At 74.6% G+C, this 16,913-nt stretch carries 14 protein-coding genes; 10 read left to right on the top strand and 4 right to left on the bottom strand.

From position 1 onward, the window contains the following. Positions 1-94: 94 nt before the first annotated feature. From greA to ACZ407_RS17465, 3 genes are all read right to left on the bottom strand, one after another. On the bottom strand, positions 95-592 hold the full coding sequence (greA, locus tag ACZ407_RS17475) for a transcription elongation factor GreA (protein WP_468128972.1): 498 nt from the start codon (positions 590-592) through the stop codon (positions 95-97). 150 nt (positions 593-742) lie between these two features. Further along, the gene (locus ACZ407_RS17470; RefSeq protein WP_468128971.1) at positions 743-1,891 is read right to left on the bottom strand and encodes a cystathionine gamma-synthase; all 1,149 of its coding nucleotides are present in this window, start codon (positions 1,889-1,891) and stop codon (positions 743-745) included. A gap of 66 nt (positions 1,892-1,957) precedes the next feature. Then, positions 1,958-2,503: a hypothetical protein gene (locus ACZ407_RS17465; protein WP_468128970.1), complete on the bottom strand. Its 546-nt coding sequence runs from the start codon at positions 2,501-2,503 to the stop codon at positions 1,958-1,960. Between the two features lie 170 nt (positions 2,504-2,673). Here ACZ407_RS17465 and ACZ407_RS17460 point away from each other — a divergent pair, with 170 nt between their 5' ends. From ACZ407_RS17460 to ACZ407_RS17425, 8 genes are all read left to right on the top strand, one after another. Then, complete coding sequence (locus tag ACZ407_RS17460; RefSeq protein WP_468128969.1) at positions 2,674-3,780, top strand: hypothetical protein; 1,107 nt, start codon at positions 2,674-2,676, stop codon at positions 3,778-3,780. 139 nt (positions 3,781-3,919) lie between these two features. Further along, complete coding sequence (locus ACZ407_RS17455; RefSeq protein WP_468129335.1) at positions 3,920-5,188, top strand: hypothetical protein; 1,269 nt, start codon at positions 3,920-3,922, stop codon at positions 5,186-5,188. Beyond that, positions 5,188-6,852, top strand: coding sequence for a M48 family metalloprotease (locus ACZ407_RS17450; protein WP_468128968.1), 1,665 nt, complete (start codon positions 5,188-5,190; stop codon positions 6,850-6,852). The genes ACZ407_RS17455 and ACZ407_RS17450 overlap by 1 nt, the downstream gene beginning before the upstream one ends. Before the next feature lie 73 nt (positions 6,853-6,925). Beyond that, positions 6,926-7,588: a peptide-methionine (S)-S-oxide reductase MsrA gene (gene msrA, locus ACZ407_RS17445; protein WP_468128967.1), complete on the top strand. Its 663-nt coding sequence runs from the start codon at positions 6,926-6,928 to the stop codon at positions 7,586-7,588. A gap of 112 nt (positions 7,589-7,700) precedes the next feature. Next, on the top strand, positions 7,701-11,315 hold the full coding sequence (locus ACZ407_RS17440; protein ID WP_468128966.1) for a glycosyltransferase: 3,615 nt from the start codon (positions 7,701-7,703) through the stop codon (positions 11,313-11,315). A gap of 109 nt (positions 11,316-11,424) precedes the next feature. After that, positions 11,425-12,420, top strand: coding sequence for a DMT family transporter (locus tag ACZ407_RS17435; protein WP_468128965.1), 996 nt, complete (start codon positions 11,425-11,427; stop codon positions 12,418-12,420). A gap of 60 nt (positions 12,421-12,480) precedes the next feature. Then, positions 12,481-12,897, top strand: coding sequence for a hypothetical protein (locus ACZ407_RS17430; protein WP_468128964.1), 417 nt, complete (start codon positions 12,481-12,483; stop codon positions 12,895-12,897). Between the two features lie 79 nt (positions 12,898-12,976). Next, the gene (locus ACZ407_RS17425; RefSeq protein ID WP_468128963.1) at positions 12,977-14,101 is read left to right on the top strand and encodes a hypothetical protein; all 1,125 of its coding nucleotides are present in this window, start codon (positions 12,977-12,979) and stop codon (positions 14,099-14,101) included. 122 nt (positions 14,102-14,223) lie between these two features. Here ACZ407_RS17425 and ACZ407_RS17420 read toward each other — a convergent pair whose 3' ends face one another. Beyond that, on the bottom strand, positions 14,224-15,270 hold the full coding sequence (locus tag ACZ407_RS17420) for an NAD(P)-dependent alcohol dehydrogenase (RefSeq protein WP_468128962.1): 1,047 nt from the start codon (positions 15,268-15,270) through the stop codon (positions 14,224-14,226). A 302-nt stretch (positions 15,271-15,572) separates the two neighbouring features. On the opposite strand from ACZ407_RS17420, the gene ACZ407_RS17415 reads away from it, so the two are divergent. After that, positions 15,573-16,427: a helix-turn-helix transcriptional regulator gene (locus ACZ407_RS17415; protein ID WP_468128961.1), complete on the top strand. Its 855-nt coding sequence runs from the start codon at positions 15,573-15,575 to the stop codon at positions 16,425-16,427. Continuing rightward, a complete protein-coding gene (locus ACZ407_RS17410; protein ID WP_468128960.1) occupies positions 16,424-16,873 on the top strand; it encodes a GNAT family N-acetyltransferase in 450 nt (149 codons plus the stop codon). The genes ACZ407_RS17415 and ACZ407_RS17410 overlap by 4 nt, the downstream gene beginning before the upstream one ends. Positions 16,874-16,913 lie beyond the last annotated feature (40 nt).

The raw sequence follows: 16,913 nt of genomic DNA, 5'->3' as shown, positions 1-16,913 counted from the left end.
ACCTCTCGGCGACCGTTGGGGGGCTCGCAGACACGACTTCCCGCCCCACCAAAACACGCGGCCGGGGGCACCGTCGTATCGGCGCGGGTGCCGGTCAGCCGGTGTACGGCTTGACGTCGAGGATCTTGACCATGGCCTTCTTGCCGTTGGGCAGCTCGTACTCGGCGTCCTCGCCGATCTTCTTGCCGCTCACGCCCTTGCCCAGCGGGGACTGCGGGGAGTACGTGTCGATGTCGGAGGACGCGTATTCGCGGGAGGCCAGCAGGAAGGTCATCGTGTCGTCCGGGTCGCCGTCGAAGGCGATGGTGATCACGGTGCCGGGGGCCACGGTGCCGTCGGACTCCGGGGCCTCGCCGACCTTGGCGGTCTCCAGCAGCTGGGTCAGCTGGCGGACGCGCAGTTCCTGCTTGCCCTGCTCCTCCTTCGCCGCGTGGTACCCGCCGTTCTCCCGCAGGTCACCCTCCTCACGGGCGGCGGCGATCTTGGCCGCGATCTCCGTGCGTGCGGGACCAGACAGGTACTCCAGCTCGGCCTTGAGCTGGTCGTAGGCGTCCTGGGTCAGCCAGGTGACGCTCTCGCTCGTCTGGGTCACAGGTGCTCCTCGTCGGTACAGGGAATACAAAGCCACCGGTGGTGGGCGAAACCACGAGCCTAACAATTGGGAATGGAAAGGGGGAGCACGTAGGCCGTAAGAAGTACGTCACGGCCTGTCGCGCTCCCCCTGCCGGCGGGAACCGGAACCTCAGCCGAGGGCCTGGGCCAGGTCGGCGAGCAGGTCGTCCGCGTTCTCGATGCCGACCGACAGGCGGACCAGGTCCGCCGGGACCTCCAGCTCGGAGCCCGCCACCGAGGCGTGGGTCATCCGGCCCGGGTGCTCGATCAGGGACTCCACGCCGCCGAGGGACTCGCCCAGGGTGAACAGCTGCGCACGGTTGCAGACCTCGACCGCGGCCTCCTCCCCGCCCGCGACGCGGAACGAGACCATGCCGCCGAACGCGCGCATCTGCTTGGCGGCGACCTCGTGGCCCGGGTGCTCCGGCAGGCCCGGGTAGAGCACCTGCGTGACCTTCGGGTGGCGGGTCAGCATGTCGGCGACGCGGGTCGCGTTCTCGCTGTGCCGGTCCATGCGCACGGCCAGGGTCTTGATGCCGCGCAGCACGATCCAGGAGTCGAAGGGGCCGGCCACCGCGCCCATCGCGTTCTGGTGGTAGGCCAGCTCGTCGCCGAGGGCCGCGTCCGCGGTCACCAGCGCGCCGCCGACCACGTCGGAGTGCCCGCCCATGTACTTGGTGAGGGAGTGCACGACCACGTCCGCGCCCAGGGCCAGCGGCTGCTGGAGGTAGGGGGAGGCGAAGGTGTTGTCGACGACGAGGCGGGCGCCCGCGGTGCGCGCGATGTCGGCGACGGCCGCGATGTCGGTGATGCCGAGGAGCGGGTTGGAGGGGGTCTCCACCCAGATCACCTTCGTACGGTCGGTCAGGGCGGACCGCACCGACGCCGGGTCGGAGGTGTCCGCGACCGACCAGGAGACGCCCCAGCGCTCGACGACCTTGGCGAAGAGCCGGAAGGTGCCGCCGTAGGCGTCGTTGGGGATGACCACGTGGTCGCCGGGCGAGAGGACCGTGCGCAGGAGGCAGTCCTCGGCGGCCAGGCCCGAGGCGAAGGCCAGGCCGCGGCGGCCGCCTTCCAGCGCCGCCAGGTTCTCCTCCAGCGCGGTGCGGGTCGGGTTGGCGCTGCGGCTGTACTCGTAGCCGCCGCGCAGACCGCCGACGCCGTCCTGCTTGTACGTGGAGACCTGGTAGATCGGGGGCACGACCGCGCCGGTGAGCGGGTCCGCCGTGTTGCCCGCGTGAATGGCGCGGGTCTCGAAACTCTGCTGCTCGTGGCTCATGGGCAGAGCCTATGCGGCCACGGGCAGCAGAGCGCTCCGGAAGGGGCCCGGACCGGCGTTCGGGGATCAGCCCCAGGCGTGGATGAAGTCCGCCACGAAGCTGTCCGCGTGGTCGTCGGCGGGGGCGGCCGCACGGTCCTCGTCGGCCGGCATCTCGTCCGGCAGGGTCTGGTCCTCCTGCGGGCCCATGGCGTCCCCGGCGTCCTCGGCCTCCTCCGACGGCCGCTCGTCCTCGGCCTGCTGGCCGGGGCCGGCGGGCTCGGCGCCGGGCTCGCTCACGATGAAGACGACCGACTTGGCCACGAGGGACTCGTCGTCCTGGGAGTCGCCGGGGGCGAGCTCGACGGCCTCGCCCTTGCAGCCCTTCTCGGTGTAGACGAGGGCGGTCATGGCGGTCTCGTTGGCGACCAGGACGGGCAGCTGCCCCTCCGGAAGCTTCTCGAAGTTGTAACACCGCTCGTCGGTCGGGTTCTCGATGGCGACCGCCACGTCCTCCGAGGCACCCGGGTAGAGGTAGGTGAAGTCGCCCGCGTCGGCGGAGGCCGGGCCGGCGAGGGCGGCCGCGATGACGAGGGCTCCGACGGCGGCGGTCACAGCGTTGCGCATGCGCATGGCATTGCTCCCAGTTCGGGGGTGAATGGGTGGAAGAGGGCGGGGTTGAGGCTAGGGGCGGAAGGATGCGCGGAAACGATGCTGCGCGACGCCGTGCGCGGGAATTCCCCCGTTAAGGCCCCTCAAGGCCTCAAAGGGGGTCTGCTGCGGCGATGTGGAACGCTTGGGGCATGGAGATTCTGTGGTTCCTGATCGCGATGGCCATGCTGGCGTGGGTGATCGTCCCGTACGTCCGCCGCCGGCGCGGCGGCCTGCGCCTGGTCTCGCCGGGCGCCCCCGACGCGGCGGACCCGGCCGACTACGGCTTCGTACGCCAGGAACTGCTGGACGTCCGCGTGCCCGGGCCGGACGAGGACCTGATGGACGTGCTCGGCCTGGTGCAGCGCGGGCAGGACTGGCGGGCGGCCTCGCAGCTCCTGGCGGGCACCCCCAAGGAGGGCGAGGTCCGCTGGCAGCGGGTGCAGGCCTTCGCGGGGGCCGCGGCCCTGGAGCTGGCGCAGCAGCCGGGCACCGGCGCGGGCTGGCTGCGCGCCTGGCGGCTGGAGGCGCCCAAGGACGCGGGCGGCGCGCAGGTGCACGCGGAGTTCCTGGTGCAGCAGGCGTGGCGGGCCTCCGGCGGAGTGGGCGCCGAGGACCACCGGATCATCCTGGAGGAGGCGCGTACGGCCTGCCGCGAGGCGGCGCTCCTCGCGCCCGGCGACCCGGTCCCGTACATCACGGAGCTGGCGGTGGCCCGCGGGCTGGGCTACGGCAGCGCCGAGTTCGACGAGCTGTGGGCGAAGGTGCTGGACCGGGCCCCGCAGCACATGGGGGCGCACCTGGCCGCGCTGCACCACCACTGCGAGAAGTGGCACGGCTCCCGCGAGCAGGCGGACGCCTTCAGCCACGCGGCGGCGGCGCGCGCCCCGCAGGGCTCGCTGCTGGCCGCGCTCCCGCTGTTCGCGGTCTTCGAGCACCTGCCGGAGATCACCCTGTCCCAGGGCTTCTACCAGAGCGCGGTGGTCTCGCGGGCGATGGAGGGGGCCCTGTACGCGGTGAACTCGGCCCGGCCGGACGACCCGATGCTGGCGCACGTACGGCACCTGCTGCTGTTCTTCCTGGTGCGCGCCGAGCGGTGGGCGGAGGCCATGGAGCAGCTGCGGCACGTGGACGGCTGCGTGGGCGCGCTGCCGTGGTCGCACAGCGCGGACCCGGCGGCGGAGTACGCGGTCTACCGGGCGCTGGCGGTGGCGGGCTACGAGGCGAACGGCGGCTCGCCGGCGACGCTGCCGCGCTGAGGCGCTGAGGCGGGCGGGGCGCCGAGGCGGGCGGGGCGGGGTCACGCGCCGGGGCGGGCGGGGCGGGGCGGTCCCGGGCCGTGCGGGCCCGCACCCCCGCTGATCAGATCGTTAGCTAAAAATGTTGCGCTGAGTGATCATGCCCGGAGAGGATCCGGCCGTGCTCCCGTACCTGCTCCTCATTCCTGCTGCGCTGCTCCTCTACGCACTGGTCCAGGCCGTGCGCCACAGCCGCCGGTTCACCTGGATACGCACCGAATTCGTTCCGGCCGACCACGGGCTCGCGCCCCTCGAAGCCCTCGATCCCACCCGCCCCGGCCCGCCGGCCCCCGCCCGCGTCGTCCGCGAACGGCAGGCCGTCGCCGATGCCGCCTGGGCGGGCGACTGGCGGCCGGCCGCCGCGTACGCCGAGGCCGCCGGCACCGACTGGGACGAGCGCTGGGACCGGCTGGAACTCCTCCAGCAGATCGCGGAGGACGGCGAGGAGTGGCTCGTGCGGTGGCGGGCCGAGCAGCCCGGCAGCTGCGACGCCGCCACCCTGCACGCCGCCCTGCTCCTGCACCGGGCCTGGGCGGTCCGCGGCAGCGCGTACGCGCACAAGGTGTCCAGTGCCGACATGGCGCAGTTCCGCGCGCAGCTGCCGGAGGCCATGAAGGCCGCTCAGCAGGCCGCCGCGCTCGATCCCGCGCACCCCGGCCCGTGGATCGTGATGGCCACCGCCGCCCGCGGCATGCAGTACTCCGCCGGGCAGTTCCAGAAGATCTGGCAGGAGCTGTGCGACCGCGCCCCGCACCACGCGGCCGCCCACTGGCAGGCCATGCAGTACTGGTGCGCCAAGTGGTACGGCTCCGACGAGGCCATGCTCGACTTCGCCGCCGCGGCCGTCCGCTACGCCCCGCCCGGCAGCATCCTCCCCGGCGTCTGGCTGCACGCCCTCCACGAGCTGGAGACCCGCAACGGCGGCGCCCTGCCCGTCCTGTCCAAGGACGAGGGCAAGGCCCTCCTCGGTCAGGTCGCGCACGCCCTGGCCCTGGTCCCGGAGGACCACGAGGACCTGCCGCGGCTGAACCACCTGCTCGCCCACTACCTCGGCCGGGCCGGCATGCACCGGCTGGCGCTGGAGGTCTTCCGGCAGCTCGGGCCCTGGTGCGGCGCCTACCCGTGGAAGCACAAGGACAAGGACCCCGTGGCCGAGTTCCAGAAGGCCCGCGGCCACGCGGCGTGGATGGTCACGCAGGCTCCCGGGACGAAGTCCGCCGGAGAGCCGAGGAGCACGGGCTCCGGGAGCACGGGCTCCGGGAGCACGGGCTCCGGGGGCGCAGGCTCGGGAGACACCGGCTCCGGGGACCGGCCGGCCGGCGGCGAGCCCTCCGGGGACCGCGGGACCGGCGTGGCGGGTGCCCTCTGATGGCCCCGACCCTGCGCGCCGTACGCGCCCTCGTCCTGCTCGCCGGCTTCTACCTGCTCGGCTTCCTCCTCCTCGGCCTGCTCGCCGCGGCCGACTGGGCCGCCGTGAAGTGGACCAGCGGGCCGATCTCCCTCAAGCTGATCTTCGTATCGGTCCTGCTCGCCGTCCCGGTGGTCCGCGGCATGTTCATGCTGCGCACCGAGGACGACGGCGAGGACGCCCCCGGCCCGGTCCTCACCGAGGCCGAGGAGCCCCGGCTCTGGCAGACCGTGCGGGAGCTCGCCGCCGAGGTCGGCACCCGCGCCCCCGACGAGATCGTGCTCGTCGCCGGGGTCAACGCCGCCGTCACCGAGGACGCCCGGCTGGCCGGCCTGCTGCCCGGGCCGCGCCGCATGTACCTGGGCCTGTCCCTCATGGCCGGACTCGACGAGGACCGGCTCCGCGCGGTGATCGCCCACGAACTCGGCCACTACGTGCACTCCGACACCCGCCTGGGCGCCCTCGTCGGCCGCGGCCAGGCCCAGGTGCTGCGCACCATCGGCCACTTCGAGGACAGGGCCGCGAACACCGTCGCCAAGGAGCGGGCCCGGCAGGAGGCGCGCGCCGAGAAGCGCACCGCCCGCGGCAAGAAGGCCAGGGCCGTGGACACCAGCGGCTCCGGCATCACCTACCGGGCCATGGCGAAGATCTACACCGGCTACGCCCGGCTGTACCTGCGCGCCACCCGCTCCGACTCCCGCCGCCAGGAGTTCGCCGCCGACCTCGCCGCCGCCCGGATCGCGGGCCGCGACGCGACCGCCGCCGCCCTGCGCGCCACCCCGGCCCTGGACGCGGCGCACGACTACTACATGAACTGCTACGCCACCATCGGCGTGGGCGCCGGAATGCTGCCGCTGCCCGGCGAGGTGTTCGGCGGCCTGCGCCGGATGCTCGCGGCCCGCTCCGACGAGCTCTCCGGGATGCGCGGCCGGCTGCCCGAGCGGACCGCCGGACCGTACGACACGCACCCGCCGATCGCGGAACGCGTGGCGCGCATCGAGGCCCTGCCGTACGACGGGCGCGGCGGGAGCCCCGCCGGGCCGGCCCTCGGGCTGCTCGCCGACGCCGACGGCCGGTTCGCGGAGATCGAGAAGTACGCGCTGTCGCCGGAGTCCCTCCGGCTGCGCCGGGTGGACTGGCCCGAACTGGTGCACGAGACCGTCCGCTCCCAGCGGAGCCGGGCGTGCGAGGGGCTGCGCGCCGCCGTCGCCGCCGAGCGCGGCGGGGCCGGCACGGCCTCCGCGATGCTCGACGCCATCGACGGCGGCGCCCTGTGGCGCCTCGGGGACCAGCTCCCGAAGTCCGACGAGGCCCGGGCGGCGACCGGGCGGGCGGCCCGCGAGTTCGCCCGCCCCGCACTGCGGCACGGCCTCCAGCAGCTCGTCGTGCTGGAACTCGCGGAGCGGGGCGCCGCGCACTGGCGGCTGTCCTGGTCGGAGCCCGCGCAGCTGGAGCTGCCCGAGGGGCTCGCGGACCGGCTCGGCCCGGCGCTCGACGCGGCCGTGGCCGACCGGCCGGACACGGGCCCGCTGCGCGAGGCCCTGGCCGCGGCCCTCCCGCCCATCCCGGTGCCCGCGCCCGCGCCCGCGCCTTCGCAGGCGCCTGCGCCCGTGCCGGAGCAGTAGCGGCCCCGGCGGGAATCGGGGCGGCCGTCCGTACGTTGTACGACTGCCGCCCCGACGCCCCGAGGAGCCCCGCATGCTGTACGGCCGCCGCACCCCCGAGCTGCCCACCCCCGAGCAGGCCCTGAAGGGCCGCCCGGAACCCCTCTTCACGGTCCCCGCCGTGCACACCGTCCTGGGCAACCCGCTGTCCGGTCCCTACCCCGCGCACCTGGAGGTCGCGGACTTCGGGCTGGGCTGCTTCTGGGGGGCGGAGCGGAAGTTCTGGCAGACCCCCGGCGTCTGGACCACGCTGGCCGGCTACCAGGGCGGCTACACCGAGAACCCCACGTACGAGGAGGTCTGCTCCGGCCTGACCGGGCACACCGAGGTGGTCCGCGTGGTGTTCGACCCCGCCCTCGTCTCCTACGAGACCCTCCTGAAGGTGTTCTGGGAGGCCCACGACCCCACCCAGGGCTTCCGCCAGGGCAACGACGTGGGCACCCAGTACCGCTCCGCCGTCTACACCCACTCCGCGGCCCAGCAGGAGACCGCCGAGGCCTCGCGCGCCGCCTACCAGCAGGCCCTGAACGCCTCGGGCCACGGCACGATCACCACGGCCGTCCTCCCCGCCGCCGACCGCCCCTTCTGGCCGGCCGAGCCGTACCACCAGCAGTACCTGGACAAGAACCCCGGCGGTTACTGCGGCATCGGCGGAACCGGCGTCAGCTGCCCGGTGGGCATCGCCGAGGCACCGTAGCGGCGCCCTTCCCCCCGCGCCCCCCGGAGCGTCCTGCACGAGTCCGTCCGAGCCGCCACGGCGGTCCGTGACGGGCCGTAGGATCGGCCCGAGGTGAGGGGGCCCGTTGGGGATGACCAGGCTGCGCAACCCGTACAACTACCGCAACCCCGTGCGCGATGTCGCCGTGTTCGCCGGGCGCACGGCCGAGTTGCAGGTCATCGCCTACGAGCTCGACCAGGCGGCGGCCGAGCAGCCCTCGCTGTGCCTGGTGCTGCACGGGCAGCGGGCCGCGGGGAAGACGAGCCTGCTGCTCGCCACCGAGCGGATGGCCCGGGAGCGGGGGCTGTTCCCCGTCCGGACCGCCCTGTCGGAGGGGGAGAGCAGCCTCCCGTCGTTCTTCGGGCTCCTGTACGAGGAGATCGCCGAGGCCGTCGCCGCCGACGCGCGGGGCCGGGGGGACGCGGAGCCGTTCACGGCGGCGGACGTGCGGCGGGTCATGGCGGGGGCCGCTCCCCCGCCGGGGTTCCCGCTCGAATTCCCCGAGGCCCTGGCCCTCGGCCGGTTCTCGCAGGCCGCGCTGCGCGCCGACCTCGCCCGCGTGGTCGGACTGCTCGGCCGCCCCCTCGTGCTGCTGATCGACGAGGCGCAGGTGATGGCCTCCGACGCGCAGGTGCTGTCGGTGCTGCGCTTCCTCGCCCAGGACGTGGACGGCATGGTCCTCGTGCTGGCCGGGACGGCGGGGCTGATCGACCGCATCACCGAGGTGCAGTCGCCGATCCTGCGCCAGTTCCGCGAGATCAAGGTCGAGCGCTTCACGGACATCGACGACATCCGCGACTGCCTGCTGCGGCCGCTGCGGAGCCTGCGTCTGGACCGGCGCGGGTTCGTCGACTTCGAGGGCACCGTGCAGGCCCTCAAGGACCTGACGGACGGCAACCCGTACGAGATCCAGCTGTACGGGTACGAGATGTTCGAGCGCTGGCAGTGCGGGGCGGCCGCCATGATGGACCTCACCCCCGAGATGCTCGAAGGGGTCATGTCGCGCATGGAGTCGGGGCGGCACGTTCTGGACCGCCCGCTGATCCGCGCGGTGCGGCGGATGCCCGACCACCAGCTGCGCGCCTTCAGCGTGCTGACCTCGTCCCTCGACCACGCGACCGCCGACGAGGCCTGGTTCGCGTACCGCATGACCGGCGAGGCGGACATCGTGCGGGCGGACGTGGACGCGGTCCGCGGGGCCCTGGTCGACGAGGGGCTGATCGCGGACGAGGAGGTCATCCGGCTCACCGCGAAGACGGAGCTGTTCGACGAGATCTACGTACGCCTGTGGACGATCGGCAAGCTGGGCCGCGGCCCGCACGCGCCCCTGACCGGACACAGCGGGGTCCGCGACAGCCTCGTGCGCAGGCTGCGGCTGCTGCTGGGGGCGTTCAAGCGGGACGGGGTGGGGATCCTGCCCACCCACCTCGGGACGGGGCCGAAGGACGTGGAGCAGGCGCTGGACGCGCTGGAGCGGCTCGCCCCGGAGGGCCCGACCGCCCATGCGGCGGTGATGTACCTGCACCAGGCGGTCCTGATGGCGGGCGAGCCGTCCGCCCTCGACCTCACCGCCGTCACCTGCACGTACGGCCGGACCTCGGTGGTGCGCTGGCTCTACTCGGCCGACCACGAGGACTTCGTCCTGGCGGACACCCCGGGGTTCGCGGAGGCGGCCGCCCGGATCGAGGAGCTGGGCGGCACGCTCACCGCCGAACGGGTGCGGATCCCGCTGCACACCTGGCCCGCCACCGAGTGGTTCCGGCGCGCCCGCGGCCGGGTGCGCTTCACCATGTCGGCCAACCACCTGAACACCGGCTACATGGCCTACGCGCAGGGCGACCGGGACCGGGCCTGGGTCCAGTTCCACGCCGCCTGGGAGCTCGCGTCCTCCTGGCACTCGGCCAACAACCTGGCGCACGTCTGCCTCGGCGCCGGCCGCGCCGCGGAGGCCGTCGGCTGGGCGGCCCGGGCCGTCGAGCAGACCCCCGGCGCCTGGGAGCGCGCCCTTTCGCTGTACAACAAGGCGCTGGCGCACCTGCTGACGGGCAGCACCGGGCTCGCCCGCAGCTGCCTGGCGGAGGCGGAGGCCAGCCTGCCGGGGATGCCGATGTCCCGGCAGGAGATGGCCTACCTGCACATCCCCGAGCGGACGGCCGAGGGCACGGTGCTGCGGGAGGAACGGCAGGCGGACCTGCGCGTGGCGGTGGCACAGGCGCGGGCCGCGCTCTGGGAGGCGGACGGGGCGGACGGGGCAGCCGGGGAGGCCGGGGAGGAGGCCGAGCGGGACGGGGTTGCGGGTCCCGCCGCCGCGTCCGGCTCCGGCGCGGGCGCGGGCCGCGGATCCGGCGACGGTCTCGACGCGGTCCCGGTCCCCGTCCCGGTCCCCGCAGGCGGCGATGGCCTCGGCCGGGAGCCGGCCTCCGGCTCGGGGCCCGTGCCCGGAACCGCCGCCGGAACCGCCGCCGGGGCAGCGGTCGGGACGGCCCCCGGGTCCGCGCCCGCCGCCGTACCCGCCGCGCATCCCGTCGTCCTCGCCGTGGCCACCGAGTGGGACTCCTCGCACGGCGGGCTGAGCACCCTGAACCGGAACCTGTGCACGGCGATGGCCGCGCGCGGGGCCGCGGTGTACTGCTACGTGCCGAAGGCCTCGCCCGCGGAGGTGGCCCGCGCGAAGGCGCACGGGGTGGAGCTGGTCTTCCCGGAGCGGATCCCGGGGGCGCCCGACGGGGCGCACCTCATGCAGCGGCCCCCGCTGCCGGACGGGGTGCTGCCCGGGCTGGTCCTCGGGCACAGCCGGATGACCGGTCCGGTCGCCCAGCACCTGGTGGCCAGCTTCTTCCCGGGTGCCCGCCGGCTGCACGTCATCCACATGGCGCCGGAGGAGATCGAGTGGCACAAGGCCGAGCCGGGGGCCGGGCGGCGGGCCGACGAGCGGACCACCGTCGAGCGGCAGCTCGGCCTGACCGCGCACCGGGCCGTCACGGTGGGGCCCCGGCTCCACAGCCGGTACCTGAAGGAGTTCGCGAACCGCGGGGTGTCCGAGCCGCTGCGGATCGACCCCGGGTTCGACACCCCCGCCACGGGCGGGCCGTACGCGCCGCCGCCGGGCTCGCCCTGGTCGGTGCTGCTGTTCGGGCGGGCCGAGGACGTCGAGCTCAAGGGCCTGGACCTGGCGGCCGCCGCCTGCGGGAGGGTGCACGCGCGGCACGCCCGCCGCAGGCTGACACCGCCCGGGCTGGTCGTACGGGGCGCCCCCGAGGGCACCGCGGACCAGCTGCGGGCGGCCCTGCGCGAGCACGCGGGCAATCCGCAGCTGGACGTGCAGGTGCGCGAGTACACGGCGGACGCGGACCGCATCGACGACGAGATGCGCAGTGCGAGCCTGGTCGTGATGCCTTCGCGGAAGGAGGGGTTCGGGCTGGTCGGGGTGGAGGCGGTCACCCTGGGCGTGCCGGTGCTGCTCAGCGAGGAGAGCGGGTTGGCGGAGCTGCTGCGGGAGCACCTCGGCCCGGCGAAGGCGGCTCCGTTCGTGGTGCCGGTGACCGGGGATGCGGCCGTGGACGCCGACGAGTGGGAGCGTGCGGTCGAGCGCGTCTTCACCGACCGGGAGGTGGCCTGTCGGCAGGTCGCCGAGCTGCGGGCGGTCCTCGCCCGCGAGGTGACCTGGGACCGGGCCGCCGGGGCCGTGCTGGCCGAGGCGCCCTAGGCCCGGCCGGCGGCGCGCGGCCCGGCCGGCGGCGCACGGTCCGGGCCGGCAGGGCGCGGGCCCCGGTCCGCGGCGCGCGGGCCGGGGCGCGGGTTCCTACGCTGGGAGGGTGGCCGGAGGACGCGCGTACGGGACCCCGGCCGCCTTCGCCGGCTGTGCGCTGCTGGCGGGCGGCAACGCCGTCGGGGTCCGGTTCAGCAACCGCGAGCTGGACCCGCTGTGGGGCGCGGCCGTCCGTTTCGGGACCTCGGCGGTCGTGCTGCTCGGGATCATGGCGGTGCTGCGGCTGGCGCTGCCGCGGGGGCGGGCGCTGGCGGGGGCGGTGCTCTTCGGGGTGCTGAACTTCGGGGTGTCGTTCGCGCTGGCGTACTACGCCCTGGTGCGGATCCACGCCGGGCTGGGGCAGACCCTGCTGGCCGTCGTACCGCTGGTGGCGCTGCTGCTGTCGGTGGCCCAGCACCAGGAGCGGCTGCGGCTGCGGGCGCTGGCGGGCACGCTGCTCGCGCTGGGCGGGGTGGCGCTGGCGACGCGGGCCCCGCTGGAGGGCTCGGTGCCGGTGCTGTCGCTGCTCGCGGTGCTGGGCTCGGTGCTGTCGTTCGCGGAGGCGGCCGTGCTGGTGCACCGGCTGCCGCAGGTGCACCCGGTGACGATGAACGCGGTGGGCATGGCGGCGGCCGCCGTGCTCCTCTTCGCGGGCTCCCTGCTGGCCGGCGACACCTGGCGGGCGCCGGACCGGGCCGCGACCTGGTGGGCGCTGGCCTATCTGGTGGTGGCCGGCTCGGTCCTGACCTTCGTGCTGTACCTGCTGGTGGTCCGCGGCTGGGGCGCCTCCCGTGCCGCGTACGTCTTCGTGGTGGTGCCGGTGGTCGCGATCGTCGTGTCGGCCTGGCTGGACGACGAAACCCTCACCACGGGCCTCTTCCTGGGCACCCCCCTGATCCTGGCCGGCGTCTGGCTGGGCGCCCTCCGCGCCCACCCCGCCCCGCCCCCGGCACCGGCGTCCGCTCCGCCTGCCGCACCCGCCCCTGCGCCCGCCCCCGGCACGGACCCGGACCCGGGACCGGACCCCGGCCCGCGGCCCGGTCCCGCCCGGCCGCCGAAATGATCCGGCCAGCCGGCGATCATGCAGGCATGCTGCGGGGCGCCGCGGGCCAGAATCCCCCTCATGGCATCTACGGGGGTGAAGGCCAGGGCGCTCGGCGGTCTGGGCCAGTGGTGGGGCGTACTGGCGGCGCTGCTGCTGATCGCGGCATGGGTCAACCGGACGGCGGGGCCGGCGGTCGTGGCCGTCCTCTCGGCCGCCACGGCCGTGTGGTGCCTGTTCCAGGCCCCGGTGTCCTGCGGGGCTCCCGTCCGCGGGCGGGACGACGGCTGCCGGAACAACGCCTCCGGGCTCCTGCTGGGGTGCCACATCCGCCAGCACCGCTGGCAGAAGCTGAAGATGCTGCTGATCCGCCGCCAGCTGCGCGCGTTCTGCGCGGGACTGTTCTCCGACGGCAAGTCCGCGGTCGTCACCCTCGCCGGGGTCGGCAGCTTCCTGTCCGGCATCGCCGCTTTCGTCCCGGGGCTCGTCGTGCGCTGACGTGCCGCCGGGCGGGCGGTCGGGACGGGTGCGGACCGGGGAGGGCGGGGGCGGTTTCCGGCCGTTCTACGATCTCTGCATGCTCATGATCGTGCTCATCGTCCTGGCGATACCCACCCTCGCCTTCCTCGTCTGGCTGGGCGGGGTGTTCGTCAAGGAATACGTGCGGGTCTCGCGGGGCGGGGACCGGCACGACGCGGCCGTGGCCGGGCTGGTGGCGGCCGCGGACCAGGACACCGGGCTGGCCGCGCCGCTGCCCGCCGCCGAGCGGGCCGCGCTGGACGCCGTACGGGCGGGGCGGTGGGAGCCGGCGGCGGCGCTGCTGGCGGAGACCGGGCGGGACTGGGAGCGGCGTTCGGCGTTCGCGTACCTGCTGGGCGAGCGGGCCGCGGAGGACGACACCTGGCTGACGGCCTGGGAGCAGACCCGGCGGGACTGCCCGGACGCGGCGGTGGTGCGGGCGCGCAGCACCGTGGTGCTCGCGTGGAACGTCCGCGGGGCCAAGCGGGCGCAGTACACCTCGCGCGAGCAGTTCGCGGGCTTCCACCGGGTGCTGGAGCAGGCCGGCGCGGACATCGAGCGGGCCGCGAAGCTGAACCCCGAGGACCCGACCCCGTACATCGCGGCGATCTGGGTGGCCCTGGGCCTGGGGGCGCCGCGCGCCGAGATGGACCGCATCTGGGCCGAGATCACGGCCCGCGCCCCGCACCACTACGAGGCGCACTTCTCGGCCCTGCAGTACTGGTGCGCGAAGTGGCGCGGCTCGCGGACCCTGGCGATGGCCTTCGCCGAGCGGGCTGCCGCCGCGGCCCCCGCGGGCAGCCTGCTGACGGCGCTGCCGCTGATCGCCTTCTTCGAGCACGAGGACGAGGAGGACGACGGCGAGGGCGGAGCCGCCGAGGAGGTGGAGTCGGAGGCCATGCAGCGGCGGGTCGACGAGGCCCTGCGCGATGCCGCGGCCGCCGACCCCGCGCACCCGCGGCTCGCGGAACTGCGCCACCTGCTCGCGTACTTCTGCCTGCTCCAGGGCCGGGTGACGGAGTCCGCCGAGAACTTCCGGCTGGTCGACGGCCACATCGACGCGCTGCCCTGGCGGTACCGGGCGGGCGACCAGGCCGAGCACTTCTGCGAGATGCGGGACATCGCCCTGAAGGGCGCCGCCGACGTGGCGTTCCACCTCGACGGCGCCCCCGACGCGGCCTGAGGACGGGGCCCGGGCCGTTGCGGGCGGCCCGGGCGGCCGAGAGCGGCCGACGGCGGCCGAGCGCGGCCGGAACGGCTCGGCTCCGGGCCCCCGGTCCGGGCGCCAAGACGGCTCCGGGCGCCTCAGATGGTCGAGGCGTCGATCACGAAGCGGTAGCGCACGTCGCTGGCGAGGATCCGCTCGTACGCCTCGTTGACCTGGTCGGCGCGGATGACCTCGACCTCCGAGCCCAGCCCGTGCTCCGCGCAGAAGTCCAGCATCTCCTGGGTCTCCGCGATCCCACCGATCATCGAGCCGGCCAGGGTCTTGCGGCCGCCGATGAGGGAGAACAGGTTGAGGGACACCGGCTCCTCGGGCGCGCCGACGTTCACGAGCGCGCCGTCCACCTTCACCAGGCCCAGGTACGCCCCGAGGTCGAGCGGCGCCGAGACGGTGGAGATCACCAGGTCGAAGCTGCCGGCGAGGTCCTTGAACGTGGCCTCGTCGCTGGTGGCGCGGTAGTCGGCGGCGCCCAGGCGCAGCCCGTCCTCCTTCTTGCGCAGGGACTGGGACAGGACGGTGACCTCGGCGCCGAGGGCCGCCGCGATCTTCACGCCCATGTGGCCCAGGCCACCGAGGCCGACGATGGCGACCTTCGTGCCGGGGCCGGCCTGCCAGTGCTTCAGCGGGGAGTACAAGGTGATGCCGGCACACAGCAGCGGGGCGGCCACGTCCAGCGGGAGGGAGTCGGGGATGCGGACGCCGTAGTTCTCGTCGACGACGATGTGGGTGGAGTAGCCGCCGTAGGTCGGCTCGCCGTCCCGGCCGACGGCGTTGTACGTGCCGATGATGCCGCTGGTGCAGTGCTGCTCCTGGCCGGCGAGGCAGTGCTCGCAGGTGCGGCAGCTGTCCACGATGCAGCCGACCCCCGCCCGGTCCCCGACGGCGAATCTCGTGACCTCCGGCCCGGTCGCGGTGACGATGCCGGCGATCTCGTGGCCGGGGACCATCGGGAAGATGCCCTCGCCCCAGCCGTCGCGGGCCTGGTGGATGTCGGAGTGGCAGATGCCGGAGTACTTGATCTCGATCAGGACGTCGTGGGCGCCGAGGGCGCGGCGGGGCACGGTGGTGCGCTCCAGAGGGGCCTTCGGGGCGGGGGCGGCGTAGGCGGCTACGGAGGTGACGGACATGCCGGAGTGCTCCTCGTGGGGGTGTCGCTCGGTCGGTGCGGCGCTGCGCCGGGACGGCGCTCCGCCGGGTGTCGGTTCGGATGACGCATCGGGGACGCGTCGCGGGATGCGTCGCGGGACGCGTCGCGTGCTGCGTCGGTGACGAGCCCCCGCCGGGGTGCGGCGGCGGGCCGTCGGAGGAAACGATGCACCGGCGCCTTCGGCGCACCCAGACCTCTGCTGTGCCTACGATCGCCGGTCCTACCACTGGCAGGGTCAGGATCGCCCCCGCGCCCGCCCCTGCCCGCCGCGATACTTGGGGTATGGATCAGCGTGCCGAACTCGGCGAGTTCCTCCGTTCCCGCCGGGCCCGGCTGCAGCCCGGCGACGTCGGGCTGCCCGATCTCGGAAGGCACCGCCGGGTGCCGGGCCTGCGCCGCGAGGAGCTCGCGCAGCTCGCCGGGGTGTCCGTCGCGTACTACACCCGCCTCGAACAGGGGAACGGGCAGAACGTCTCCGCCGAGGTGCTGGGTTCCATCGCGCGTGCGCTGCGGCTGGACGACGCGGAGCAGGCCCATCTGACCCACCTCGCCAAGCCGAAGGCCCGCCGCAAGCGCGTGAGCAGCCGGCCCCAGCAGGTCCGCCCGGAGCTGCTGACCCTGCTGGACGCGATGGAGGGGGTGCCCGCGTACGTCCTCGGTCGGCGGCTCGACGTCATCGGCTGGAACCGCATGGCGCGGGCGGTGTTCGGCGACTTCGCCGCGATGGCGCCCGAGGAGCGGAACCTGGTCCGGATGGTCTTCCTCGACCCGGCGGCCGCCGACCTGTACGCGGAGTGGGAGTGCCAGGCCTGCTACGTCGTCAGCCACCTGCGGCTGTACGCGGGTTGCCACCCCGACGATCCGCAGCTGTCGGCGCTCGTGGGCGAACTGTCCGTGAAGAACGCCGAGTTCAGGACCCTGTGGGCGGCACACACGGTGGCCGACAAGACGCACGGCGTAAAGCGGTTGCGCCACCCCCTGGTCGGTGCGGTCTCCTTGGCCTTCGAGACACTCAACCTGCCCGACGACGCCGAGCAGTCGCTGATCGTTTTCCATGCCGAGCCGGGCTCCCCCTCGGCCGACGCCCTGCGGCTGCTGTCCTCGTGGGGCGTCGACACGGAGGCCGCACGCCTGTGAGTTTCACCCTCAGCACCGCCCAGCGCGAGGACGCCGCCGACGTGGCGGAGGTGTGGCTGCGCTCGTACGGCGCGGCCCTGCCGACCGTCCGGCGCGCCCACACCGACGAGGAGGTCCGCGGCTGGTTCTCGTACGTGATCGTGCCCGCGGGCCGGACCTGGATCGCGCGCGACGAGGCGGGCGCGGCGGCCGGGATGATGGTGCTGGAGGACGGGGTGATCGAGCAGCTGTACCTGGCGCCGGAGCGGCGCGGGCAGGGGCTGGGCGACCGGTTCGTGGCGCTGGCCAAGGAGCTGTCGCCGGCGGGGCTGGAACTGTGGACCTTCCAGGTGAACGCGCCCGCGCACCGGTTCTACGAGCGGCACGGCTTCGAGGCCGTGGAGCGCACGGACGGCGCGACGAACGAGGAGAAGGAGCCCGACGTCCGCTACGTCTGGCGGCCGTAGGGGCACGGCCTCGGCGGCCGGGCCGGGCGGTCCGGACGGC

It is taken from the genome of Streptomyces sp. NPDC030809 (assembly GCF_055572195.1).
This window is presented reverse-complemented; position numbering and strand designations above follow the sequence as displayed.